The following is a 24,141-nucleotide window of genomic DNA, read 5'->3' as shown; positions in this document are numbered from 1 at the left end:
CCTCGATCGGCAACGGGAGTCGTGAGGGGAAGGTCTACGCCGCGTGCACCTGAAAAGCTTGACGCTCAAGGGCTTCAAGTCCTTCGCGTCAGCGACGACCCTGCGGTTCGAGCCGGGCATCACGTGCGTGGTCGGGCCCAACGGCTCGGGCAAGTCGAACGTGCTCGACGCGCTGCGCTGGGTAATGGGCACGCAGGGGGCCAAGGACCTGCGGGGCGGCAAGATGGAGGACGTCATCTTCGCCGGAACCTCGGGCCGCGCGCCGCTCGGCCGTGCCGAGGTGACCCTCACCATCGACAACAGCGACGGCGCGCTGCCCATCGACTACACCGAGGTGTCGATCACCCGCCGCATGTTCCGCGACGGCGCCAGCGAGTACGAGATCAACGGCAGCTCCTGCCGCCTGCTCGACATCCAGGAGCTGCTGTCCGACTCCGGTATCGGCCGGGAGATGCACGTCATCGTCGGGCAGGGCCAGCTTTCGGAGATCCTGCAGTCCAAGCCCGAGGACCGGCGTGCCTTCATCGAGGAGGCGGCGGGCGTACTCAAACACCGTAAGCGCAAGGAAAAGGCGCTGCGCAAGCTCAACGCCATGCAGGGCAACCTGGACCGGCTCAACGACCTCACCGCCGAGTTGCGCCGCCAGCTCAAACCGCTGGGCAAGCAGGCCGAGATCGCCCGCAAGGCGCAGGTGGTGCAGTCCGAACTGCGAGACGCCAAGCTCCGCCTGTTCGCCGACGACCTGGTCACCCAGCGCAGGGATATCGAGAAGGAGGAGGCCGACGAGAAGGCCGCCCGCGCTCGCCGCGCCGAGGTGGAGCAGGCCCTCGAAGTGGCCACGTCCGAGCAGACCGAACTCGAGAACGCCCTCGCTGAGGACGCGCCGCAACTCACCGCCGCACAGGACACCTGGTACAAGCTGTCGGCGCTGGCCGAGCGGCTGCGCGGCACGGTGCGGCTGGCCCTCGAGCGGCAACGGCACCTTTCCTCGGAGGTCGAGACCGGGGGCTCCGGGCGCGACCCGGAGGAACTGCTCGCCGAGGCGGAGCGGGCCGCCGAGCGCGAACACGAGCTGAACGAGGCGGTGGCGCAGGCAAGGGCGGTGCTGTCGGAGACGATCGAGCGGCGCGAGCACCTTGAGCGTGTGGTGCAGGCCGCCGAGCGGGCTCACATGGCAGCCGTACGCGCCATCGCCGACCGGCGTGAGGGCATCGCCAAACTCAGCGGTCAGGTAGAGGCGCTGCGCAGCAAGAGCGCCGCCACTGCCGAGGAGATCGAGCGACTCACCAGCGGCATCGACGAGGCGATGGCCAGAGCCGAGACCGCCGCGGAGGAACTCGAGCGCGCCCGTGCGGAGGGTGGCGTCGAGGAGTCGGACGACGCGGGGCTGCGCGAACGGCACGACCGTGCCGTCGAGGCGAACAACGCGGCCAAGGCCAGGGTCGAGGAACTGGTGAAGGCCGAACGCGCCGCTGAGCGGGACATCGCCTCCGAGCGTGCCCGCGTCGACGCCCTGTCCATGGGGCTCAACCGCAAGGACGGCGCGGGCGCACTACTCGCCGCCGCCGACGAGTTGCCTGGGCTGCTGGGTTCCGTCGCGGCCCTGCTCACTGTCGACGCGGGCTACGAGGTGGCGCTCGCGGCGGCGCTGGGCCCGGTCGCCGACGCGGTGGCGGTCCAGGGCGGTGAGGACGCCGTTGCCGCGCTCAGGCACCTCAAGCAAACCGAATCCGGGCGGGCGGGAGTGCTCGTCGGCGGTGAGCAAGCGGCGGCTCCCGCGGGGTGGCCTGCGCTGCCGGACGGTGCTCGCTGGGCTCGCGACGTGGTCAAGGCCCCCGACGCGCTGCGGGGCGCGGTTGAGCGCGCGCTGGAACGGGTTGCTGTCGTCAACTCGCTTGACCAGGCACGCGCCTTCGTGCGGGAGCACCAGGAAGTCACAGCCGTCACAAGGGACGGCGATGTGCTCGGAGCGCACTGGGCGGTGGGCGGTTCCGCCAAGGACGAGAGCGTGATCGAGGTCCAGGCCGCGGTGGACGAGGCGCAGGACCGGCTCGCCGCGGCCGAGCGCGTTCTGCAGCGCACCGCGGCCGAGTTGGAGGGCGCGCGCGCCGACCAGCAGGATCGCAGGGCGGAGGTGGCAGCGGCCAAGGAGGCGCTGAACGAGGCCAAGGTGCGAAAGGCGCGCTCCTCGGAACGGCTCAGCAGCCTGCGACAGGCGGCCCGCTCCGCGGAGTCCGAAGTGGAACGGCTGCGCGACCAGCGTGCGAAGGTGGAGCGGAACAGGGAGGACATCCTCACCCAGCTAAACGAGCTGGAGGAACGGCTGGCGGCCGTCTCGGACCAACCGGTCGACGAGGATCCTGACACCACCGAACGCGACGAGGCCGCTGAATCGCTCAGCGAGGTGAGGCAGGAGGAGGTCGACGCCCGGCTCGCGCTGCGGACCGCGGAGGAGCGGGCACGCGGCATCGCGGGCAAGGCCGACTCGCTGCGCCGGGCCGCCGAGGCCGAGCGCCAGGCGCGTGAGCGGGCCGAGCGAGCCAGGATCGCGAGGAAGCGAGGAGCGGAGATCGCAGCCGCCGTCGTCAACGGCGGGGAGATCGCGCTCGAACGCATCGAGGTGTCGCTGCGGCTTGCCTCCGAAGAGCGCGACGAGGTGCAGCGCAGGCGGGAAAGCAGGGAGACCGCGCTCGCCCAGGTGCGCTCACGCGTACGCGAGCTCACCGGCGAGTTGGAGAAGCTCACCGACGCCGTGCACCGCGACGAGGTGCTGCGCGCCGAGCAGCGGCTGCGGCTCGAGCAACTCGAAGCCAAGATCACCGAGGAGTTCGGGATCGGGCTGGACGACCTCGTCGCCGAGTACGGGCCGGAGGTTCCCGTGCCTCCAGGTGCCGGAGAACTGGCCGAGTACGAGGCGGCCAAGGAACGCGGTGAGACGGTCATGGCGCCGCAGCCCATTCCCTACGACCGCGACACCCAGGCGCGCAGGGCCAAGCGGGCGGAGAAGGACCTGGCGCTGCTTGGGAAGGTGAACCCGCTCGCGCTGGAGGAGTTCGCCGCGCTGGAGGAACGGTACAAGTTCCTCTCCACACAGCTGGAGGACCTCAAGGCGACCCGCAAGGACCTGCTCACGGTCATCAAGGAGGTCGACGACAAGATCCTCGAGGTCTTCGCCAGTGCCTACCACGATGTGGCCCGCGAGTTCGAGACCGTGTTCTCCGTGCTGTTCCCCGGCGGCGAGGGCCGCATGGTGCTCACCGAGCCGGACGACATGCTCACCACCGGGGTCGACGTCGAGGCGCGCCCGCCTGGCAAGAAGGTCAAGCGACTGTCGTTGCTGTCCGGCGGTGAGAAGTCGCTGGTCGCGGTGGCGATGCTGGTGGCGATCTTCCGGGCGAGGCCGTCGCCGTTCTACGTCATGGACGAGGTCGAAGCGGCGCTGGACGACACCAACATGCGACGCCTCATCGGGTTGCTGGAGCAGTTGCGCGCGAACTCCCAGTTGATCATCATCACGCACCAGAAGCCCACGATGGAGATCGCCGACGCGTTGTACGGCGTGAGCATGCAGGGCGACGGCATCACGCAGGTCATCTCGCAACGGCTGCGCAAGGACGACGAGCAGCCGACCCCGGCCGCCTGACCCCGCTGTCGTCCGCGAGTCCCCCGCTGTCGTCCGCGAGTCCCCCGCTGTCGTCCGCGAGTTCTGCGCTCCGGCGTCGGGTTCGGGGTGAGAGGCCTAGGGCCCACCCGACCGGCCGGGCAACGCGCGTGCGTTCAGATCGGAACGCAGAACTCGCGGGCAGGAACGGGGGACTCGCGGGCAGGAACGGGGGACTCGCGGGCATGGGCGGGGGACTCGCGATCTGTTCGGGAGGGTCCCGTGGCGGCCGCTGTTCTGCCAAGATGCCCTGCATGGCAGACGACGGTTGGCCCGCGGGTGACCCGCGACGGTACTTCGACGCCCCGATCGACCCTGTCCACCTGCGGGAAAGTAGCCCCAATGTGTACCGGCGCGCGATGTGGCTCGCGATCGGGATCGTGGTTGGGTGCGGGCTGATGGCACTCGGTGCGTGGTCCATCGTGGACGGCGGTTGGTGGGGGATACTGCTCGGAGTGCTGGCCGCGCTGGTCGGGCTGCTGCTGTTCGTGCGAGGACTCATCGCGAGCAACGCGACCAAACCCTTCCGCGGTGGACCCCTCGCTCCCGGCATGGTCATGGAGCAGGCCGACGACACGGTGCGGATGCTGGTGCTCGGCGAGATCTCCCGCGATCCAGCGGCCACGCCCGAGTTCGCCTACCGCCTCGTCACGTTCCACGCCCGCGAGCAGACCCATTTCGTTCCCGGGCAGCGCATCCCGTGCGTGCTGCACGGCTTCGTCGCTGCGCCGTGGAGCGGACGCTGGTGGAGTTTCGACGCCTCACCCATCACCTGGGCCACCGCCGACCAGGCGGTGCTCGACGGTGCCGCCTCCGCGATCCCGGTGCCCGAATGGGACCAGTTGCTCGCCGGTGCGCAGCGCCTCGGCGAGATCCGCCGCAGGTGGACGCGGCTGGCGCGGGTTTCCGGCGAGGACCTTCCCGAGTCGCTGCGCAGGCCACCCACGCGGCTGGGGGTGCCGGTGGAGTGGCAGCCCGACGGCCGCGCGAGGTTCGTCGGTTCGGTCGCCGACGCGGTGAGCGTCTAGCCCGGTTCTAGGCCGCCTCCTGGTGTTGCGGTTGTCGTGTCTTGGGGTCGGGAGAGGAGTGACGCAGCGACAGCAGCCCACCCACCAGCAACGTCACGAGCACACCGAGCGGCACGTACCACGGGAAGGCCAGCGAGGTCGGCTCTCCGTCCACGGTGAACTCGATGCCCAGTACGAAGGTGGCGGAAACCGCGATCGTGCAGCCGAAGGCCACGATGGCGTCGGCCTGCCGTGCCCGCTTCACCACGATGCCGAGGAAGAAGGCGCCGAGCAGTGCGCCGTAGGTGTAGCTCGCGATGCTCAGCCCCACCTCCACCACCGGTTGCTCGGTGCTGGTGAACATTGAGGCGAACAGCACGAACACCCCGGCCCACAGCAGCGTCCACAGTTTCGCCCTGCTGAGCACCACCTCGTCGGGTAGCCGCCGCTTCGTCACGTGTTGGTAGATGTCGCTCACGGTCGAAGTGGACAGCGAGTTGAGCGACGAGGAGATCGTGCTCATGGCGGCGGCAAGAATGCCGGCGATGAGCAGTCCGGAAAGCCCCGACGGCAACTGCTCGACGATGAACCTGGGGAACAGTTCGTCGGTCGCTGCCAGGCCGAGAGCCTCCGGGCTCGCGCCACGGTAGAACGACCACAGCATGGCGCCGACGAGCAGGAACAGCGCGAACTGCACGAAGACCACACCGCCGCTGGCGATGACGGCCTTCTGGCTGTCCCTGACCGTGCGGCAGGCCAGCAGTCGCTGCACCATCAACTGGTCGGCGCCGTGGGAGGCCATCGCGAACAGTGCGCCACCCACGACGGCGGTGCCGAAGGCGTAGGGGTTGGTGAGCAGGTCCGGCGAGAAGTCGAAGAACTGGAACTTACCCGCGTCGAAGGCGCTCGCCAGCCAGCCGTCCGGCAGCTTGCCCGCCAGCACCACAACCGCGGCCACGGCGCCGAGCACGTAGATGCCCATCTGCACGACATCGACCCAGATCACGGCCCGAATGCCGCCGAGATAGGTGTAGATCACCGCGAACACCGCGATCGCCGCGATGATCACCCAGTACGGCACGTCCATCCCCAGCCCAGCCAACACGAGCTTGACCGGGATGGCGGTGGCGAACAGCCGCACCCCGTCGGCAAGCAGCCTGGTGACCAGGAACGTCACCGAGGCCGTTCCCTGCAGCCCGTTGCCGAACCGCTTGCCGAGGAAGCCGTAGGCACTGACCAGGTTGCCCGTGTAGTACCTGGGCAACAGCACGAACGCGACCAGCACCCTGCCGATCAGGTAGCCGATCGCCAGCTGCAGGTAGGTGACGTTGCCGAGGTAGGCCACGGTGGGGACGCTGATGACGGTCAGCGTGGAGGTCTCGGTCGCCACCACGGAGAACGTCACCGCCCACCACGGCACCTGCCTGCTGCCGACGAAATAGTCGGTGGATGTGCGCTGCTTTCCGCTCAACGCGATCCCCAGCAGCGGTGTGCCCACCAGGAAGACCGCGATGATCGCGAGATCGAGTGCGCGCATTGGCATCTCCTAGCGTGTCGAAACGTTACGCACTACCCGCAACCGGTGCACGGGCGGCGAAGGCGAAGGCAGGTCCAGCGGTGACAGCCCGGGCGTGATGCTGCCGAGCAGCCGATAGCCACGTGCTCCGGTCGCGTTCGGCAGGTTGGCAGGCAACCCGTGCCAGGTGAGCCACCCGAGCAGGGCGCTGAGGTAGGCCTCCTTGGCGTCGGCGGGCAGGCCCAACTCGTCGCTGGGCACGAGGTTGAGGTCACGACCGAGCGCGCGGACCAGCGCGGGGTTGCGTAGGCCGCCACCGGAGGCCACCACGGTGGTGACGCCATGCCTGCCGCATTCGGCCGTGATCGTCGCCGCGGTCAGTTCGGTGAGCGTGGCCAGCAGGTCGGGGCCCGTGACGCGCGGCAGCCCCTCGGTGGCCTCGCGCAGGTAGCCGGAGTGGAAGACCTCCTTGCCTGTCGACTTGGGCGGCGGCAGCGAGTAGTAGGGCTCCGCCAGTAGGCGTCGTAGCAGGTCCGGGCGAACACGCCCGCGCGTGGCGAGTGCGCCGCCGAGGTCGCTTCGCTGTGCCCCGCCGGTCACCTCGGCAGCGGCGGCGTCGAGCAGCGCGTTGCCGGGCCCGGTGTCGTAGGCCAGTACAAAGCCGTCGGGGTGAACGACGGTGAGGTTGGCGATGCCGCCGATGTTGAGGGCGGCCACCGGCCTCGCCGCCTCCTCGGCGTGTGTGCGCAGCCACAGCGCGTCGAGCGTGGCGGCCAGTGGCGCACCGTGCCCACCCGCCGCGATGTCGGCTGCCCGCAGGTCGGCCACTACCGCCAGGCCGGTGCGTTCGGCGATCCAGGCGGGTCGGCCCAGTTGCAGCGTGCCGAGTGCGGTGCCGCGCTCAACCCAGTGGTAGAGGGTCTGGCCGAGTGAGGCGACCAGGTGTGCTCGGCCGAGGGCGAGCCTGCGCACCCCGGTGTCGGCCGCTTCGGCGAAAGCCTGGCCGACCAGCGTGTCGAGCCTGGTCAGCGTGTAGGCGTCGCAGCCGGACGGTGGTAGCGCGGCGTGCAGCTCCTCGCGTAGGTCCGCCGGGTAATCGAACTCGAGCGCTCCGAGCGGGTCGAGCACCAACTGGTCACCGTCGCGGTAGAACTCCGCCACCGCTACGTCGATGCCGTCGACCGACGTTCCGGAGATGAGTCCGACGACCCGCAGGGCCACGCTGCCAGCTACCACGGCAGTGGTCTAGTCCACAGTGCGGGCGCCGCGCAAGGCTTCGGTGCATCTTTGCCGCGAAATTCGTATCCGAGGTGGACCCTTCACCGCGCCGATCAGGGGCACGCTGCCTGCGACGACGACGGATGCGAGGATGGCAACCGTGTCTGACACCTTGATGTGGATCGTCATCGCTGTTGCCGCCGTCGTGGTGGTGGCGCTGGTCGCGGGGCTGATCATCGCGCGTAACCGCAGGATCAGCCTCGAGCGCGAGCGGGAGGAGAAGCCGAGGGGAGGCCGTTACCAGGCGGGCGGCGGCATAGCGCTCGCCCCTGGCGGGGAGGAGCCACCACCCCGGCATCCGGTCGAGGAGCGCACCGAAACCGACGGTGAACCAGGAATCGGCGACGACGCGGCGGTGCCGAGGGACGCATCGCGGCGGGGCGTGGTCGATGTCGGCCTGCCGGAGGAGCAGACGCTGCCCGAGGAGCGGACGCTGCCGCAGCCGAGACCGGCACCGGAGCCGGAGGCAACCCCCGCGCCGCCGGAGCCCAAACCCGAGGAGGTGCCCTCCGCCGAGGGGCGTATCGAACGGCTACGGGGGCGGCTTTCGAAGTCCCGCTCCGCGTTGGGACAGAGCCTGCTCGGCCTGCTCGGCGCGGGCGACCTCGACGAGGACTCTTGGCAGGACGTCGAGGACACACTGCTTGTCGCGGATCTGGGTGCGTCGACCACCACCGAGATCGTGCAGCGGCTGCGCGCCCAGTTGTCCGCGCGCGGTGTCCGTACCTCTGAAGATGCGAGGGCGCTGCTGAGCGAAGTACTCACCGAAGCACTGGGGACCGACTCCGATCGCGCGGTGCGTGCGCTCCCGCACACGGTGGACGGTACGAAGCAGCCCGCGGTGGTGCTGATCGCCGGCGTCAACGGCACCGGTAAGACCACCACGACCGGCAAGCTCGCCAGGGTGCTGGTGTCGCAGGGCAGGAGCGTGGTGCTCGGGGCGGCCGACACGTTCCGTGCCGCCGCCGCCGACCAGTTGCAGACTTGGTCGGAGCGGGTGGGCGCCGAGGTGGTGCGTGGCAAGGAAGGAGCTGACCCTGCCTCGGTGGCGTTCGATGCCGTGAAGCGTGGGATCGACGCCCAAGCCGACGCAGTGCTGATCGACACAGCGGGCAGGCTGCACACCAAGACCGGACTCATGGACGAGTTGGGCAAGGTCAAGCGGGTGGTTGAGAAGCAGGCCAAGGTGGACGAGGTGCTGCTCGTCCTCGACGCGACTACCGGACAGAACGGGCTCGCCCAGGCACGGGTGTTCTCCGAGGTCATCGACGTCACCGGGATCGCGCTTACCAAGCTCGACGGCACGGCCAAGGGCGGCATCGTCTTCCAGGTACAGCGCGAGTTGGGGGTCCCGGTCAAGCTCGTCGGCCTCGGTGAAGGACCCGACGACCTCGCGCCGTTCGAGGCAGCGGCCTTCGTCGACGCGCTGCTCGACTGAAAGCCACGCAGTGCGTGGCTGTCACGCGGTGAGGTCGCGGGCGGAGAGCTGCTGTGACAGCTCGGCCGCGATGCGCCGCACGATCGGTGCGATGCGCTCAACGACGTCATCGGTGAGCCTGCCCTCCGGGCCGGACACCGAAACGGCGGTGGGGGTCGGGGCGCCGAGCACGGGTACCGCGAGACAGCGAACACCGAGTTCCTGTTCGGCTTCGTCGAGTGCGTAGCCCTGCTTGGCGACCATGCCCAGGTGATCGAGAAACGCGTCCGGGTCGGTGTGGGTGTGCTCGGTGTAGGAAGGCATCCCGGTGCGTTCCAGCAGCGTCCGCACCTCGTCGGCGGGCAGGTGGGCGAGTATGGCCTTGCCCACTCCGGTGCCGTGCGGCAGCAGCCTGCGACCCACCTCGGTGAACATGCGCATCGAGTGGCGCGAGGGGACCTGTGCGACGTACACCACCTCGTCGCGTTCGAGCACGGCAAGGTTGGCCGTCTCGCCGACCTCCTCCACCAGTTCGGTCAGCAGCGGCCGCGCCCAGGTTCCGAACTGCAGGCTCGCGTTCTCGCCGAGCCGGATCAGCCGTGCTCCCAACGCGTAGCGGCGGTTGGCGTTCTGCCGCACGTAGCCGAGCGCGACGAGGGTGCGGATGAGCCGGTGGATCGTCGGCATGGGTAGTCCCGAGGACGTCGCCAACTCCGAGAGACTCGCCTCACCTCCGGTGTCGGCAAGCCGCTCGAGCAGCTCGAACGCCCGCTGGAGCGACTGCACGCCGCCGCCAGTTGATCTCTCGGCCGCCACACTGACTCCTCTCGCGTTGAGCTTCCGCAATGTAGAAACTATAGTCCGAGATATAAAACAGTACGATCGTTATTTTGGGGTGTTCGCATGTCTGATGTTCGCGTGCTCGGCGCTGCCGTCGAGCGTGGCGACGAGGTCTTGACGCAGGAAGCGCTGCGGTTCCTCGCCGATCTTCACGACGCCTTCGCCGCGACGCGGGACAAGCTGCTCGAGGCTCGCGCGCACCGGCGAGAGGAGGCCAAGCGCACCGGCAGGCTGGACTTCCTCCCGGAGACCAGCGAGATCCGCGAGTCGCAGTGGCAGGTCGCCGAGGCGCCGCCCGCCCTGCGCGACCGCAGGGTCGAGATCACCGGCCCCACCGACCGCAAGATGACGATCAACGCGCTCAACTCGGGCGCGAAGGTATGGCTCGCCGACTTCGAGGACGCCAACACTCCGCACTGGGCCAATGTCGTGTCCGGTCAGGTGAACCTTTCCGACGCGATCAGGGGCACCATCGAACTGGACAGCGGCGGCAAGCACTACGCGCTGCGCGACGACGTCGAGCACGCCACCATCGTGGTTCGCCCGCGCGGCTGGCACCTCGACGAGCGCAACCTCGAGATCGGTGGCCACAAAGCCGTCGGAGCGCTGGTCGACTTCGGTCTGTACTTCTTCCACAACGCCAAGGAACTGCTCCAGCGCGGCAGCGGGCCGTACTTCTACCTGCCGAAGCTGGAAAGCCACCTCGAGGCGCGGTTGTGGAACGACGTGTTCACCCACGCCGAGCGTGCGCTGGGCATCGACCACGGCACCATCCGGGCCACCGTGCTGATCGAGACGATCCCGGCCGCGTTCGAGATGGAGGAGATCCTCTACGAACTGCGCGAACACGCCTCCGGGCTGAACGCGGGCCGCTGGGACTACCTGTTCAGCATCATCAAGTACTTCCGGGACGCGGGCGAGAAGTTCGTGCTGCCCGACCGCAACAGCGTCACGATGACGGCGCCGTTCATGCGGGCCTACACCGAACTGCTCGTGCGCACCTGCCACAAGCGGGGCGCTTTCGCGATCGGTGGCATGGCCGCCTTCATTCCCAGCAAGGACCCGGAGGTCAACGAAAAGGCCTTCGCGAAGGTCCGCGACGACAAGGCCAGGGAAGCAGGCGACGGCTTCGACGGGTCGTGGGTGGCGCACCCGGGCATGGTGGCGCTGTGCCGCGAGGAGTTCGACAAGGTGCTCGGCGACAAGCCGAACCAGGTCGACCGGTTGCGTGAGGACGTGCACGTCACCGCCGAGCAACTGCTGGACATCGAGGCGACGGAAGGTAGCGCCACCAAGGCCGGGCTGCGCGGCGCCGTGGATGTAGGTGTGCGTTACATCGCGTCGTGGCTCGGCGGCAACGGTGCCGCGGCCATCCACAACCTCATGGAGGACGCCGCGACCGCCGAGATCTCGCGTTCGCAGGTGTGGCAGTGGGTCCGCAACGGGGTGCGGCTGGACACCGGGGAGCAGGTGACCGAGGAACTGGTGCGTTCGGTACTCGGGCAGGTGCGTTCCGAACTCGCCGACGTGATCCCCGCCGATCTGTTGGGCCAGGCCGTTGAACTGTTCGAGGAGGTCGCGCTCGCGCAGCGGTTCGCCGACTTCCTGACGCTGCCCGCCTACGAGCGCATCAAGTAGTTCCTGACGCCGGTGGCACGAGCGTGCTGCGCCGCCGTGCCGCCGGCCTCGACCGTGCCTTTCGGGCACGAGATGAGACTACGCTTGGTGTGTGGCTGACGTGGTGATCGACCTCAACAGCGACCTCGGCGAAGGATTCGGCGCGTGGTTCTCCGGCGACGACGAGGCTCTGCTGAACGTTGTGACCAGCGCGAACGTCGCCTGCGGGTTCCACGCGGGCGATCCGTCGGTGCTGCGCCGGGTCACCGAGCAGGCCACCGAGCGGGGTGTGGTGATCGGGGCCCAGGTGGGCTACCGCGACCTGGCCGGTTTCGGTCGACGCTTCATCGACATGGACCCGCACGAGTTGGTCAACGACGTCATCTACCAGATCGCCGCACTCGACGGGTTCGCGAGGATCGCCGGGTCGAAGGTGCGTTACGTCAAGCCGCACGGCGCGCTTTACAACGCAGTGGTAACCCACGAGGAACAGGCCGCCGCCGTCGTTGAGGCGGTCCGCCGCTACGACCCGGGGCTTCCGTTGCTCGGCCTGCCCGAGTCGGAGTTGTTGCGGCAGGCCGAAGATGCCGGACTTTCCACCGTGCCGGAGTCCTTCGCCGACAGGGCCTACGGTCCGGACGGCAAGCTGGTTTCCCGCCGCGAGCCGGGAGCCGTGCTGCATGAGCCGGACGAGGTGGTCAAGCGCAGCGTACGGATGGCCACAGACGGCACGGTTACCGCCATCGACGAGACCGTCCTCACCGTGCGGCCACGGTCGCTTTGCGTGCACGGCGACACCACGGGAGCCGTCGAACTCGCAAGGCGGGTGCGTGAGGCGCTTGCCGAGGCAGGTGTCGAGGTGCGCCCGTTCGCCTGACCTGGTTCAGGCGGCAAGCGCCAGTCTCCGGCCGGTGATCTCCGCCGCCCGCAGCCGCATGCAGCGGTCATGTCTGCCAGGTGCCCAGGGCCGGTGGTTGGGGTCGCTGAGCCGAACGAGCTGGTCGATGTCGGTCACGAACTCCGCCTTGCCGAGTACCACCACGCTCCAACCGGTGTGACTTCGCGGGTCGATCTGATCCACCTCGAAGGCGACGACCGAGCCGGCAAGCCTGCTGATCCACGTTTCCGGAGACGCTTTGACGATGATGTCGCGGCCGTCGAGCACGTAGTTCACCGGGCGGATCGCGGGCAGGGCGTTCTCCGTGAACACCAGCCGGCCGACCGGTTGTGAGCGCATCAGACCGAGGCACTCGGCTTCGGCGAGGTTCTGGATCTCGATCGTGGGAGTCATCATGACCTCCGGCCGCGGCGGATGTTTTTCTCTGCCTCGACCTTCCACCAGAGGGGGGACCCCTGAGCAGGGCATAAAGGCCCTTCTGTCGCGGCCGATCAGCTTCGGTCGGCTGCGACCTTCGGTTGAGCGGTGTAGTGGAACCTCGCCGACCGCGAGGAGGCCTGCTCCGGGCCGCCGTTGACCCACCTGACCACCTTCCGATGCCCCTGCCGGTCCGAAATGGACCGAGCGGAAACCTCGCTGCCGCCGAAGCGGCGCCCCGGTGTGCTCACGTCCCGACCGTTGACGTTCCCCAGCAGCGCCAGCTACTGTCATAGTACGAAAACTTAATTTCGTATCGCGAAATTACCTCAAAATTGCCTCGAAGGGGCGTGTGGCCTCATGGCTGAGCAGTCCAGCGCGCGGCACCGCCTGCGCTACGACGTCAACCTGTCCATGCTGTTCACCGAGCTTCCGCTGTTGCGAAGGCCCGAGGCGGCCAGGCAGGCCGGGTTCGACGCGATCGAGTTCTGGTGGCCCTTCCAGCAGGCCGTGCCGGGTGACGCCGACGTCGATGCCTTCGTCGACGCCGTCTCCGATGCCGGTGTGGGGCTGGTCGGGCTGAACTTCTTCGCGGGTGACATGCCCGCGGGCGACAGGGGCCTGGTGTCCTGGGTCGGCAGGGAAGCCGAGTTTCACGACAGCGTCGATGTCGCGATCGATATCGCGGGGCGGCTGGGCTGCCGCACCTTCAACGCCCTCTACGGCAACCGCATCGACGATGTCGAACCCGCTCAGCAGGACGAACTGGCACTGTCCACTCTGGACCACCTGGCCGGCGCGGTGGAGCCCATCGGTGGCCAGGTCGTGCTCGAGCCGCTCTCGGCGGCACCGAAGTACCCGCTGCACACCGCGGCCGACGCGGTAGCCGTGCTCGACAAGGTGGGCAGGGCCAACGTCACGCTGCTGGCCGATCTCTACCACCTCGCCGTCAACGGCGATGACCTCGGCGGCGTGATCGACGAGTACGCGGGCCGTATCGGCCACGTGCAGGTGGCCGACGCACCGGGACGAGGCGAGCCGGGCTCGGGGGAACTCGATATCGACGGCTACCTCGCCGCTCTCGAATCAGCCGGATACGCCGGATACGTGGGACTGGAGTACAAGCCGACCAGCGACAGCCAGTCATCACTGCACTGGTTGCCGCGTGAACGGAGGGCGTTGTGAAGATCGGATTCATCGGGCTCGGCATCATGGGAACGCCGATGGCCGCACACCTGGCGGCGGCGGAGCACACCGTGCGCGGTTACGACGTGGTGCCGGAGGCGGTGGACAAGCTCGTCGCGGCAGGCGGTAGCGCGGCGAAGTCCGTGGCCGACGCCGTGGACGGCGCCGAAGTCGTGATCACGATGCTGCCCAACCACCCGCAGGTGGAACAGGTCGTGCTCGGCGAGGGCGGGGTGCTGGAGTCGGCCAAACCGGGCGCGTTGCTCGTGGACATGAGCACGATCAGGCCTGAGACCTCGATCGAGGTGGCCAAGGTCGCGGCGGAGAAGGACATCCGCGTGCTCGACGCGCCGGTTTCGGGAGGCGAGGCGGGAGCCAAGCAGGCGAGCCTGTCCATCATGGTCGGGGGTGAGGATTGGGACTTCGCCGCAGCCAAACCGCTGCTGGAAGCCATGGGTAAGACGATCGTCCACGTCGGACCGCACGGGGCGGGACAGGTCGTCAAGGCCGCCAACCAGCTCGTCGTCGGTGGCATCTACGCGCTCGTCGGCGAGGCGATCGTGCTGATGGAGGGTTGCGGTGTCGACGCGGGTACCGGGCTGGACGTGCTCGCCGGTGGGCTGGCGGCCAACCGCATTCTCGACCTCAAGCGCGAATCGATGGTGGCAAGGCGGTTCGAGCCAGGTTTCCGGATCGATCTGCACCACAAGGACATGGGAATCGCGATGGCCGCGGCGCGGCAGGCCGACGTATCGCTGCCGATGACAGGTCTGGTCACCCAGTTGGTCGCGGCGGCAAGGGCGATGGGTCACGGTTCGCTCGACCATTCGGCACTGCTGAAGGTCACCGAGCAACTGTCCGGCAGGGCGTGAGGAGACGAGGATGCCGAAAGTTCCCGTTATGCAGGCCGTCGTCGATGTGCTGGCATCGGAGGGGGTCGACACCACGTTCGGCTGCCCCGGCGCCGCGATCCTGCCGCTCTACCAGGCGCTGCGGGCAAGTGACATCGAGCACCTGATCGTCAGGCACGAGGAGGGTGCCACCCACATGGCCGACGGCTGGGCCCGCACCACCGGAAAGGTGGGTGTCGCCATCGGCACGTCCGGCCCCGCGGGCACGAACATGATCACCGGGCTCTACACGGCGCAGGCCGATTCCATCCCGATCCTGTGCATCACGGGGCAGGCGGTGTCCACAAAGCTGCACCAGGAAGCCTTCCAGGCCGTCGACATCGTGGAGATCGCCACCCCGGTGACCAAGTGGGCGGTGCAGGTCAAGGAAGCGGCTCAGGCACCGTGGATCTTTCGGGAGGCGTTCCGGATCGCCAGGTCGGGCCGCCCCGGCCCGGTGCTCATCGACCTGCCGCTGGATGTGCAGAAGCAGGAAATCGAGTGGGACTCCACGATCGACTCCCCGCTGCCCGTCGTGCGTCCCGGACCCTCGCCCGCACGGGTGGAACGCGCACTGGACATGCTGCTTGCCGCGCAACGGCCGCTGATCCTCGCTGGTGGCGGGGTGGTACTCGCCGACGCGAGTGAGCGACTGCGCGCGGTGGCGGAGCGGCTCGGCGTGCCGGTGGGTGTCACGCTCATGGGCAAGGGCAGCTTTCCCGAGGACCATCCGCTGTTCGCGGGCATGGCGGGTATCCAGACCTCGCAACGGTGGGCCAACGCGGCCTTTCTGGAGTCGGACCTGGTGCTCGCGCTCGGTGCCCGGTTCGGCGACCGCCACACCGGCGCGCTCGACGTGTACCGGGGTGAGCGCAAGTTCATCCACGTCGACGTCGAGCCGACCCAGATCGGCAAGGTGTTCGGACCGGACTTGGGAGTCGTCTCCGACGTCGGCTCGTTCCTCGACGCACTCGAGGTGGCCGCGGAGCACAGGGCGGCGCTGGTGGACCCCGCGGTGTGGGTGAACCGGATCGCGGAGTTGCGGGAGGAACTGCCAAGGCGGGAGGACTTCGACACCATCCCGATCAAGGCGCCTCGGGTGTTCAAGGAGATCAACGACTACTACGGCGAGGACACCTACTTCGTCACCGCGATCGGGCTCTACCAGATCTGGTCCGGACAGTTCCAGCGCACGCACAAGCCGCGGCACTACCAGGTGTGCGGGCAGGCAGGCCCACTCGGCTGGGAGATCCCCGCCGCGATCGGGGTCAAGAAGGCCTGCCCCGACGCCGAGGTGGTGGGCGTGGTCGGGGACTACTCGTTCCAGTTCCTCGTGGAGGAACTCGCCGTGGCGGCACAGTACGACGTGCCGTTCGTGTTGATCATGCTCAACAACGAGTACCTGGGCCTGATCAGGCAGGCCGAGCAGGGCTACGACATGAACTTCGAGGTCGACCTGCACTACGACGAGTACGGCACCGACAACGTCAAGATCATGGAGGCCTACGGCTGCTCGGGAATCCGGATCGCCGACCCCGGTGACATCAGGGCCGCGCTGGAGTGGGCCAGGAAGGAAACCGAGCGCACCAGCCGCCCGGTGCTGGTGGAGATCATGATCGAGCGCGAGGCCAATGCCTCGATGGGCACCGCGCTGGACAACGTGGTGGAGTTCGAACCGTTGTGAACCACCGCGCCGTTGCCCTCGCGAGCGGGCAGACGGGCTGGATGTAGCGACCTCGCCCCCGGCGAACGGCACTGCCGAAGTGCCCGCCCGCCGGGGGCGACGTGCTCGCAGGCACGATCGGCGAATCACAACCGGGTCGAGCGAAGCTGACCCCGACCGGCATGCCGGCCACGAAGGCCGCTTGCACTCGATGCTCGCGCAACCGTGAGACGCCGACCTCACATCGGCTGACGGCGGCGGGAACTGACCACCCCGGTGTTGAACCCGGCCAGGTGCAGCCCACCGGCGAACCGCGCGTGCTCGATCTTGACGCAGCGGTCCATCACCACGTCCAGACCTGCCCGCGCCGCGCGGGCCGCCACCGGCTCGTGCCACAACCCCAACTGCAACCACAGCGTGCGCGCACCGGCGGCGATGACCTCCTCCGCGACCCCTGGCAGGTCTTGCGGCTTGCGGAACACGCTCACGAGGTCCACTCCGCCCGGCACGTCGGCCAGTGACGGGTACACCGGCCGCCCGAGCAGTTCGTCGAGCCTGGGGTTGACGAAGTTGACGCGGTAACGGGTGGAGGACAGCAGGTAGGTGGCCACGAAGTAGCTGGGGCGCGCGGGGTTGGCCGATGCTCCGACGAGAGTCACCGACTCGGTGCGCGACAGCAAGGCCTGCCGTTGCCGAGCCGTCGGCGAGGTCCACCCGTTCGGATTCGGGTCGATACTCATGCCGCCACCGCCTTGCCCAGCGCCTGGTCGATGTCCCAGAGGATGTCGTCGAGGTCTTCCAGGCCCACCGAGAGCCGGATCAGATCGGGACCGACACCGGCCGCCCGCAACTGCTCGTCGGACAGTTGCTGGTGTGTCGTCGAAGCGGGATGGATGACCAACGTCCTCGCGTCGCCGACGTTGGCGAGATGGGAGAGCAGCTCCACCGACTCCACGAACCGCTCGCCCGCGGCGCGGCCACCCTTGATGCCGAACGAGAACACCGCACCGGGGCCGAGCGGCAGGTACCGCCGCGCCCGGTCGGCATGCGGGTGCTCGGCCAACCCGGCATAGCTGACCCACGCCACCCGAGGGTCGGCCGCGAGGTACTCGGCCACCGCCTTGGCGTTGGCGACGTGGCCGTCCATGCGCTGTGGCAGCGTCTCGACGCCCTGCAACAGCAGGAACGCCGAGTGTGGCGAGAGCACGGCACCGATGTCGCGCAACTGCTCGGCGCGCAGCCTGGTGCAGAAGGCGAACTCACCGAAGTTCTCCCAGTACCGAAGCCCGCCGTAGCTGGCGACCGGCTCGGTCATGCGTGGGAACTTGCCGTTGCCCCAGTCGAACCGTCCCGACTCGACGACGACCCCGCCGAGCGTGGTGCCGTGACCGCCGAGGAACTTGGTTGCCGAGTGCAGCACGATGTCCGCGCCGTGCTCGATGGGCCTGCACAGGTAAGGGGTGGCCAGCGTGGCGTCCACGACGAGCGGGATGTCGTGCGCGTGCGCGACGTCTGCCAGCGCGGCGATGTCGGCGATGTTCCCGCTTGGATTGCCGATCACCTCGGTGAACAGCAGGCGCGTCTTACCGGTGATCGCGGCGGCGAAGCTTTCGCCGCTGTCGCGATCCGTCTCGGAGACGAACGTCGTGTCGATGCCGAAGCGTCGCAACGTACCGTCGAGTTGGGTCACCGTGCCGCCGTAGAGACCGCTTGCCGACACGATGTGCTCGCCTGCCTCGGCCAGCGCGGCGAAAGTCAGGAACTCCGCGGCCTGCCCGCTGCCGGTGGCCACGCCGCCGATCCCGCCTTCCAGGCTCGCCATCCGCTCCTCGAACGCGGCCACGGTGGGGTTGCCGATGCGGCTGTAGATGTTGCCGTACTTCTGCAGCGCGAACAGGTTCGCGGCGTCGGCGGCGTCGTCGAACACGAAACTGGTCGTCTGGTAGATCGGCACCGCTCTCGCGCCGGTCTCGGGGTCAGGTGTGCCTCCCGCATGCAGCGCGCGGGTGCGAAAACCCCAATCACGTTCGCTCATCGCGATTCACCCTAGGCGAACAACCCGCTTCGCCCAAGGATCGCGGTCAGCCCAGCAGCGCGCGCAGCCGCTGGGCACGCTCCTGCGGTGGCTGCCGGGGACAGCTCGCGCATTTTTGGACTTCAGGCAGTTTCGCCTCGTAGATCAGGCAGCACGAGCAGCGCCGCACCACGGGTCGCTCGCCGACGAACTCGAACCGCGGCCGGGGCATCGGGCCGCCTACGGCCTCGGCAAGCGCCTCCGCCAGCCGGATCGCCCGCTCCGGCGCCGCTGTGGCCGAACCCGCCCACAGCATCCGGTTGGCCACCGAGTCGGTCGCGATGGCCCACAACGACCTCGCAGTGGCGCCGCTGACCCGTGCCGCCGCGCTGATCGCCGCGTCGAGCGCGGCACCGAGCGCTTCGGCAAGCCGTTCGATCCCGCCTTCGAGGCTCCGGTCGGATTCCGCGTCGAGGTAGCGGCCGTCGGGGTGCATGTCGAGCGTGACGGCCTCAAGCGAAGGGTCTCTGGCGATCCCGGTGTGGACGAACGGCTCCAGCGCGGGCGCCACGAGCACCGACGAGGCCGAGTACCACCGGATGGTGCCGAGCACCCGCGCTCCCGCGCGCCCGTACAGCCGCCGCGCCCGTTCCAGGTCGGCGACCAGCCACGCGTCGTCCGCGAGCACGGTGGCCCGCACCCTGGTACTCATCCGAGCCTGCGGTAACTCGAGACCCGAAACGACGTCGTCACCTCGATCGGCTCGCGAATCGCGTCGAGGCGCGCGGCGAGACCGCCCCGGTGCAGATGGTGCGCGTTCGGCCCCATCAGCACGGCCGCGCGGGCCTGCTCGGGGGTGAGCGTCACCGTGCCGTCCAGCCGGTCCTCTCCGTGAGGGGTGAATCCCTGCGCGAGCGCGTCGGTGAGGCGCCGCTGCTTGTCATCGGCCACGTCCAGCAGCCCCAGGGTGTCGGCGAGCCCGTCGAGGTGGCGCTGTCCCGGCGCGACCACCAGCAGCGTGCCACCCGGCCGCAGAACCCGGTGGAATTCACCGGGATTGCGCGGAGCGAACACGTTGAGCAACACGTCGGCCACGCCGGAAGACACCGGCCACGGCTGCCACAGGTTCCACACGGCCGCTCCGAGGCGGGGATGCGCTCTGGCTGCCCTGCGCAGTGCCGCCGCCGAGACGTCGAGCGCGAGGCCGATCGCGTTGGGGAGGCGCCGCAGTACCCGCGCCAGGTAGTAGCCGGTGCCGGCGCCCGCGTCGACCACGAAGTCGCAGCCCGCTTCCTCCGCGCGGTCGGCAAGCAGGTCGGCCAGTGGCGTGTAGTACCCGGCTTCCAGGAACCGCACCCGCGCCGCGACCATCTCGCCGGTGTCCGCCGTCTTGGCGGGGATCTTGGCGTGCAGCAGGTTGACGTAGCCCTGCCGGGCGATGTCGAACGAATGCCCCCGGTCGCATCGCAGCCAGTGATCGCCATGCCGCAGCCGCTCGCCACAGACGGAGCAGCGAAGGGCCGCCACGACCGCGGACGGTAGCGACTTCGCGGAGGTCTTCGGCGAGGTCATGGGCCATATTCGACCACGAGGTTTCCGGACCGGACGAATCGGCACCCGCACTGGGAAACGCAGCCGTAACAACGCCGGTGGTTTGGTTCACAGCGACGCAACTTCTGGAGTCCCTCAGCGCAACACGCCTTTCCGATGCTGGCCGCAATCGCTGATTTCGCCGACGGCTCTAGGAGGAGAAGCGTGGAAGGAAATACGGCCTGGTTGCTCACCAGTGCCGCTCTGGTACTGCTGATGACACCGGGATTGGCCTTCTTCTACGGAGGCATGGTGCGCTCCAAGAGCGTGCTGAACATGCTGATGATGTGCTTCGGCGCCATCGGCGTCATCGGTGTGTTGTGGATGGTGTTCGGCTACTCGATGGCCTACGGCAGCGACATCGGCGGGTTGCTGGGCAACCCACTCGACTTCATCGGCCTTTCCGGGCTCATGACGCCGGAAGGGGATCCGACCGCGGGCACCGTGGACGTCGCCTTCCAAGCGATGTTCGCCATCATCACCGTCGCCCTGATCGCCGGTGCCGTCGCCGACCGGATGAAGTTCGGCGCCTGGTTGCTGTTCGGCGCGTTGTGGGCCACCCTGGTCTACTTCCCGGTCGCCCACTGGGTGTGGGGCGACGGCGGCTGGATCGGCGAGTTGGGTGCACTGGACTTCGCCGGCGGCACCGCCGTGCACATCAACGCGGGCGCCGCGGCGCTCGGCCTCGTGCTGGTTCTCGGCAAGCGGGTCGGCTGGCCGAAGGAAGCCATGAAGCCGCACAACCTGCCCTACGTGATGCTCGGCGCGGGTCTGCTGTGGTTCGGCTGGTTCGGGTTCAACGCGGGCTCGGCCTACGCCGCCGACGGCGTCGCCGGTATCGCGTTCGTCAACACCGTCACGGCCACCTGCGCCGCGATGCTCGGCTGGCTGCTGCTGGAGCGGCTGCGGGACGGCAAGGCCACCAGCCTGGGCGCGGCCTCCGGCGTGGTCGCGGGGCTGGTCGCGATCACCCCGGCGTGTGCCTACGTCGACACCTGGGGCGCACTCGCGATCGGCGCCACCGCCGGTGTGCTGTGCGCGCTGGCCGTCGGCCTGAAGTACCGCCTCGGCTACGACGACTCGCTCGACGTCGTCGGTGTGCACCTCGTCGGCGGCCTCGTCGGCACGGTGATGCTCGGCTTCGTCGCCACGGCGAGCGTCGTGGGTGAGGACGGCGTCAACGGCCTGTTCTACGGCGGCGGTGCCGACCAACTCGGCATTCAGGTGATCAGCGCCCTCGCGGTGATGGTGTACTCGGCCGTCGTGGCGGTCATCCTCGGCTTCATCGTCAAGGCGGTGACCGGCGGTCGCGTCAGCGCCGAGGACGAGGTGTCCGGTATCGATGAGGCCGAACACGCCGAGACCGCCTACGACTTCGCAGGCGGCAGGGGCGGCAGGCCCGCGTCGGTCGACGCCAGCGTGGTGAGTGGCAACGCCAAGAAGCTCGAGGAGAGCAAGTCATGAAACTGATCACCGCGATCGTCAAGCCGTTCACGCTCGACGACATCCGCTCCGCGCTGGAACAACTCGGCGTGCTCGGCATGACGGTGAGCGAGGTGCAGGGTTACGGCAGGCAGAAGGGCCACACGGAGGTCTACCGCGGTGCCGAGTACGCGGTCGACTTCGTCGCGAAGCTGAAGGTCGAGGTGGTGACCGACGACGCCAACGTGGAGAAGGTCATCGACGCGATCGTCAGTTCCGCGCACACCGGCAAGATCGGTGACGGCAAGGTGTGGGTCAGTCCGGTCGACACCGTCATCAGGGTCAGAACCGGTGAACGTGGCGCGGATGCGCTCTAGGAAGCTGCCGTGGTCGAAGGGGGGCTGGCCGAGGCGGCGAACCGGCTGCTGGAGGGTCACCACGGAAGGCTCGGCGCGGCGGCACTGCGAGCCGCGCTGGTCGACCTGTACGAGTTCTGGTTGAGCAGAGCCGCCACGGCGGCCGGCGTCGACACCGCCGAACCCGGTGTCGCGCTGGTCGCCGTCGGTGGCCTCGGCCGTCGCGAGGTCGTGCCGTTCTCGGACCTCGATCTCGTACTCGTCCACGACGCGAACCCGAACGTGGGCGAGATCGCCGACGCGCTGTGGTACCCGCTGTGGGACGCGAGGGTTGGGCTTGATCACTCGGTCCGCACACCGGGCGAGGCGCTCAAGGTCGCCACCGAAGACCTGCGCACCGCGATGGGACTGCTAGACGCCCGCCATATCGCGGGTGACCAGGAGCTCACCGAACGGCTGGTCGCAGCGGCGCGGGAAAACTGGAGACGCACCGCACGCAAGCGTTTGCCGGAACTGGTCGAGTCCACCAGGGCCCGCTGGCGGCGAAGCGGTGAACTCGCACAGTCCGCGGAGCCCGACCTGAAGTACGCCAGAGGTGGCCTGCGCGATCTCGGGCTGCTCGACGCGTTCGCCGTGGCGCAGCTTTGTGACCGGCCGGGGCAGGAGCTGCGGGCCGCCCGCACCTTGCTGCTCGACGTGCGCACCGAACTGCGCAGGGAGCTTCGGCGCGACCGCGACGTCCTCGGCGTGGCCGAAGCCGAGTTGGTGGCAGGCGAACTGGAGCTGGGTGATCGCTTCTCCCTCGCTCGCAAACTGTCCGGCGCGGGCAGAGCCGTCGCCTACGCCGTGGATGTGGCGCTGCGGTCGGCCGCCGAGCCGCCGGGGAGTCGCTTCTCCCGGCGGCCGAGCCGCACCCCGCTGGACGACGGGGTGGTGTTGCACGGCAGCGAGGTGGCGCTGGCCCGTGACGCGATACCCGCCCGCGACCCGGGATTGTTGCTGCGGGTCGCCGCCGCGTCGGCCCGAACGGGCAACCCCATCGCGCCCGGCACGTTACGCACCCTCGCAGACTCGGCCCCCGAACTGCGGGCGCCCTGGCCACAGCAGGCGAGGCAGGCGCTGACAGCCCTGCTCGGCGCAGGAGAGGGCCTTGTGGACGCGGTGGAGGCACTCGACCGCACGGGGCTGTGGGCACGGCTGTTCCCCGAGTGGGGCGCGGTGCGTGACCTTCCCCCACGCGAACCGGTGCACGTGTGGACGGTGGACCGCCATCTCGTGCGTACCTGCGTCGAGGCGGCCAGGCTCACCACCACCGTCTCGCGGCCGGACCTGTTGCTGCTGGGAGCACTGCTGCACGACATCGGAAAGGGCCGCGACACCGACCATTCCGAACTGGGCGCGCGTATCGCCGCACAGGTCGCCACCCGGATCGGGCTGCAGGAGGCGGATGCCGCGCTGGTGTCGGCGATGGTGCGTCACCATCTGCTGTTGCCTCACACGGCGACGCGTCGCGACATCAGCGAGCTGGAGACCGTGGAGCGGGTCGCCAAGACCATGGACGGCCACGCGGCGCTGTTGGAGTTGTTGCACGCGCTCGCGCGTGCCGACTCGCTGGCGACCGGACCGGGGATGTGGACGGAGTGGAAGGCAGGGCTGATCGGCGAGCTGGTCGAGCGTTGCCGGGGACTGCTACACGGAAAGCCGTTGCCCGCACCGGAACCCATCGACGAAACCCAGCGGGAGCTGGTTTCCGCCGCGGCGCGTTCGGCCAAGGGCCAGGTGCGCATCACGATCTCCGGCAGGCTGACCGACGTCGTGCTCGCCGTTCCGGAGGGATCGCAACTGCTCGTACCGGCCGCCGGTGTACTCGCATTGCACTCACTGCAGGTGCACTCCGCCGTGCTGCGCAGCTACCCCGGCGGCCACGTGGGTGTTTTCACCGCGTCGCCGAGGTTCGGCTCGCCGCCGGACACCGCGTTGCTACGTGAGCAGTTCGCCAGAGCGGTGGCGGGCACCCTGCCGTTGGCCGCGAAGCTGGCCGAGAAGGAAAGCGCCTACGAGTCGCCGAATCTGGCGGGCACGGTGCCAAGGGTGCTGTGGTTCGACGAGGAGACGTCCGGACACAGCACCGTCGTGCTCGAGCTGCGCGCGGCCGATCGAATCGGCCTGCTGTACCGGGTGGCTGGAGCGCTGCGGGAATGCCGGGCCGAGGTTCGCTGGGCGCGGGTGGCCACACTCGGCACGGCGGTGGTGGACTCCTTCGCCGTCCGGCCGCGTCACGGCAACCCGGACGCGGCTTGGCGACAACGGGTGGAGCGCGCCGTGCTGGCCGCCGCCGTGTGAGGAGGCGGAGTGTCGGCGGCGCCTGCT

Annotated in this window: 19 protein-coding genes; 11 read left to right on the top strand and 8 right to left on the bottom strand. The window is 68.9% G+C overall.

Annotation, left to right across the window (positions count from 1 at the left end; genetic code table 11):
* The first annotated feature begins 43 nt into the window (after positions 1-43).
* Both smc and FHU38_RS19620 read left to right on the top strand, forming a co-directional pair.
* Positions 44-3,643, top strand: coding sequence for a chromosome segregation protein SMC (gene smc, locus FHU38_RS19625; protein ID WP_167173521.1), 3,600 nt, complete (start codon positions 44-46; stop codon positions 3,641-3,643).
* 272 nt (positions 3,644-3,915) lie between these two features.
* Positions 3,916-4,689 carry a DUF3239 domain-containing protein gene (locus tag FHU38_RS19620; RefSeq protein WP_390623310.1) on the top strand — a complete coding sequence of 258 codons (774 nt, stop codon included), beginning with the start codon at positions 3,916-3,918 and terminating at the stop codon, positions 4,687-4,689.
* A 7-nt stretch (positions 4,690-4,696) separates the two neighbouring features.
* Here FHU38_RS19620 and FHU38_RS19615 read toward each other — a convergent pair whose 3' ends face one another.
* The gene (locus FHU38_RS19615) at positions 4,697-6,205 is read right to left on the bottom strand and encodes a sodium:solute symporter (protein WP_167173517.1); all 1,509 of its coding nucleotides are present in this window, start codon (positions 6,203-6,205) and stop codon (positions 4,697-4,699) included.
* 9 nt (positions 6,206-6,214) lie between these two features.
* Complete coding sequence (locus tag FHU38_RS19610) at positions 6,215-7,420, bottom strand: anhydro-N-acetylmuramic acid kinase (protein ID WP_313886834.1); 1,206 nt, start codon at positions 7,418-7,420, stop codon at positions 6,215-6,217.
* A 133-nt stretch (positions 7,421-7,553) separates the two neighbouring features.
* Between FHU38_RS19610 and ftsY the strand changes: the two genes are divergently transcribed.
* The gene (ftsY, locus tag FHU38_RS19605; protein WP_167173515.1) at positions 7,554-8,900 is read left to right on the top strand and encodes a signal recognition particle-docking protein FtsY; all 1,347 of its coding nucleotides are present in this window, start codon (positions 7,554-7,556) and stop codon (positions 8,898-8,900) included.
* A gap of 21 nt (positions 8,901-8,921) precedes the next feature.
* Here ftsY and FHU38_RS19600 read toward each other — a convergent pair whose 3' ends face one another.
* Positions 8,922-9,695 carry an IclR family transcriptional regulator gene (locus tag FHU38_RS19600; protein WP_167173513.1) on the bottom strand — a complete coding sequence of 258 codons (774 nt, stop codon included), beginning with the start codon at positions 9,693-9,695 and terminating at the stop codon, positions 8,922-8,924.
* Between the two features lie 87 nt (positions 9,696-9,782).
* Between FHU38_RS19600 and aceB the strand changes: the two genes are divergently transcribed.
* Both aceB and FHU38_RS19590 read left to right on the top strand, forming a co-directional pair.
* Positions 9,783-11,357, top strand: a complete 1,575-nt coding sequence (gene aceB, locus FHU38_RS19595; RefSeq protein WP_167173511.1) for a malate synthase A — start codon at positions 9,783-9,785, stop codon at positions 11,355-11,357.
* A 100-nt stretch (positions 11,358-11,457) separates the two neighbouring features.
* Positions 11,458-12,213 carry a LamB/YcsF family protein gene (locus FHU38_RS19590; protein ID WP_167176321.1) on the top strand — a complete coding sequence of 252 codons (756 nt, stop codon included), beginning with the start codon at positions 11,458-11,460 and terminating at the stop codon, positions 12,211-12,213.
* Between the two features lie 6 nt (positions 12,214-12,219).
* Here FHU38_RS19590 and FHU38_RS19585 read toward each other — a convergent pair whose 3' ends face one another.
* Complete coding sequence (locus FHU38_RS19585; protein ID WP_167176319.1) at positions 12,220-12,627, bottom strand: pyridoxamine 5'-phosphate oxidase family protein; 408 nt, start codon at positions 12,625-12,627, stop codon at positions 12,220-12,222.
* A gap of 384 nt (positions 12,628-13,011) precedes the next feature.
* Here FHU38_RS19585 and FHU38_RS19580 point away from each other — a divergent pair, with 384 nt between their 5' ends.
* From FHU38_RS19580 to gcl, 3 genes are read left to right on the top strand one after another with little or no spacing between them, the layout of a single operon-like run.
* Entirely contained in the window at positions 13,012-13,836 is an 825-nt protein-coding gene (locus tag FHU38_RS19580) for a hydroxypyruvate isomerase family protein (RefSeq protein WP_167173509.1), read from the top strand.
* A complete protein-coding gene (locus tag FHU38_RS19575; RefSeq protein ID WP_167173507.1) occupies positions 13,833-14,708 on the top strand; it encodes a 2-hydroxy-3-oxopropionate reductase in 876 nt (291 codons plus the stop codon). Before FHU38_RS19580 ends, FHU38_RS19575 begins: the two co-directional genes overlap by 4 nt.
* Before the next feature lie 10 nt (positions 14,709-14,718).
* A complete protein-coding gene (gene gcl / locus FHU38_RS19570; RefSeq protein WP_167173505.1) occupies positions 14,719-16,410 on the top strand; it encodes a glyoxylate carboligase in 1,692 nt (563 codons plus the stop codon).
* A 218-nt stretch (positions 16,411-16,628) separates the two neighbouring features.
* On the opposite strand, the gene FHU38_RS19565 is transcribed toward gcl, so the two are convergent.
* From FHU38_RS19565 to FHU38_RS19550, 4 genes are read right to left on the bottom strand one after another with little or no spacing between them, the layout of a single operon-like run.
* Positions 16,629-17,129, bottom strand: a complete 501-nt coding sequence (locus tag FHU38_RS19565; RefSeq protein ID WP_167173503.1) for a CoA-binding protein — start codon at positions 17,127-17,129, stop codon at positions 16,629-16,631.
* A complete protein-coding gene (locus FHU38_RS19560) occupies positions 17,126-18,424 on the bottom strand; it encodes an O-acetylhomoserine aminocarboxypropyltransferase/cysteine synthase family protein (protein WP_167173501.1) in 1,299 nt (432 codons plus the stop codon). The genes FHU38_RS19565 and FHU38_RS19560 overlap by 4 nt, the downstream gene beginning before the upstream one ends.
* 46 nt (positions 18,425-18,470) lie before the next feature.
* Complete coding sequence (locus tag FHU38_RS19555; protein ID WP_167173499.1) at positions 18,471-19,115, bottom strand: (2Fe-2S)-binding protein; 645 nt, start codon at positions 19,113-19,115, stop codon at positions 18,471-18,473.
* Positions 19,112-19,975, bottom strand: a complete 864-nt coding sequence (locus FHU38_RS19550) for a putative RNA methyltransferase (protein ID WP_167173497.1) — start codon at positions 19,973-19,975, stop codon at positions 19,112-19,114. The genes FHU38_RS19555 and FHU38_RS19550 overlap by 4 nt, the downstream gene beginning before the upstream one ends.
* Before the next feature lie 183 nt (positions 19,976-20,158).
* On the opposite strand from FHU38_RS19550, the gene FHU38_RS19545 reads away from it, so the two are divergent.
* From FHU38_RS19545 to FHU38_RS19535, 3 genes are read left to right on the top strand one after another with little or no spacing between them, the layout of a single operon-like run.
* Positions 20,159-21,457, top strand: a complete 1,299-nt coding sequence (locus tag FHU38_RS19545) for an ammonium transporter (RefSeq protein WP_167173495.1) — start codon at positions 20,159-20,161, stop codon at positions 21,455-21,457.
* Entirely contained in the window at positions 21,454-21,792 is a 339-nt protein-coding gene (locus FHU38_RS19540; protein ID WP_167173493.1) for a P-II family nitrogen regulator, read from the top strand. Before FHU38_RS19545 ends, FHU38_RS19540 begins: the two co-directional genes overlap by 4 nt.
* A gap of 9 nt (positions 21,793-21,801) precedes the next feature.
* Positions 21,802-24,114, top strand: a complete 2,313-nt coding sequence (locus tag FHU38_RS19535; protein ID WP_167173491.1) for a [protein-PII] uridylyltransferase — start codon at positions 21,802-21,804, stop codon at positions 24,112-24,114.
* The last annotated feature ends 27 nt before the right edge of the window (positions 24,115-24,141 follow it).

The organism is Saccharomonospora amisosensis (assembly GCF_011761185.1).
GTDB classification, from domain to species: Bacteria; Actinomycetota; Actinomycetes; order Mycobacteriales; family Pseudonocardiaceae; genus Saccharomonospora_A; species Saccharomonospora_A amisosensis.
Note: the sequence above shows the minus strand (reverse complement) of the source record. Positions and strands in the feature narration are given on the sequence as shown.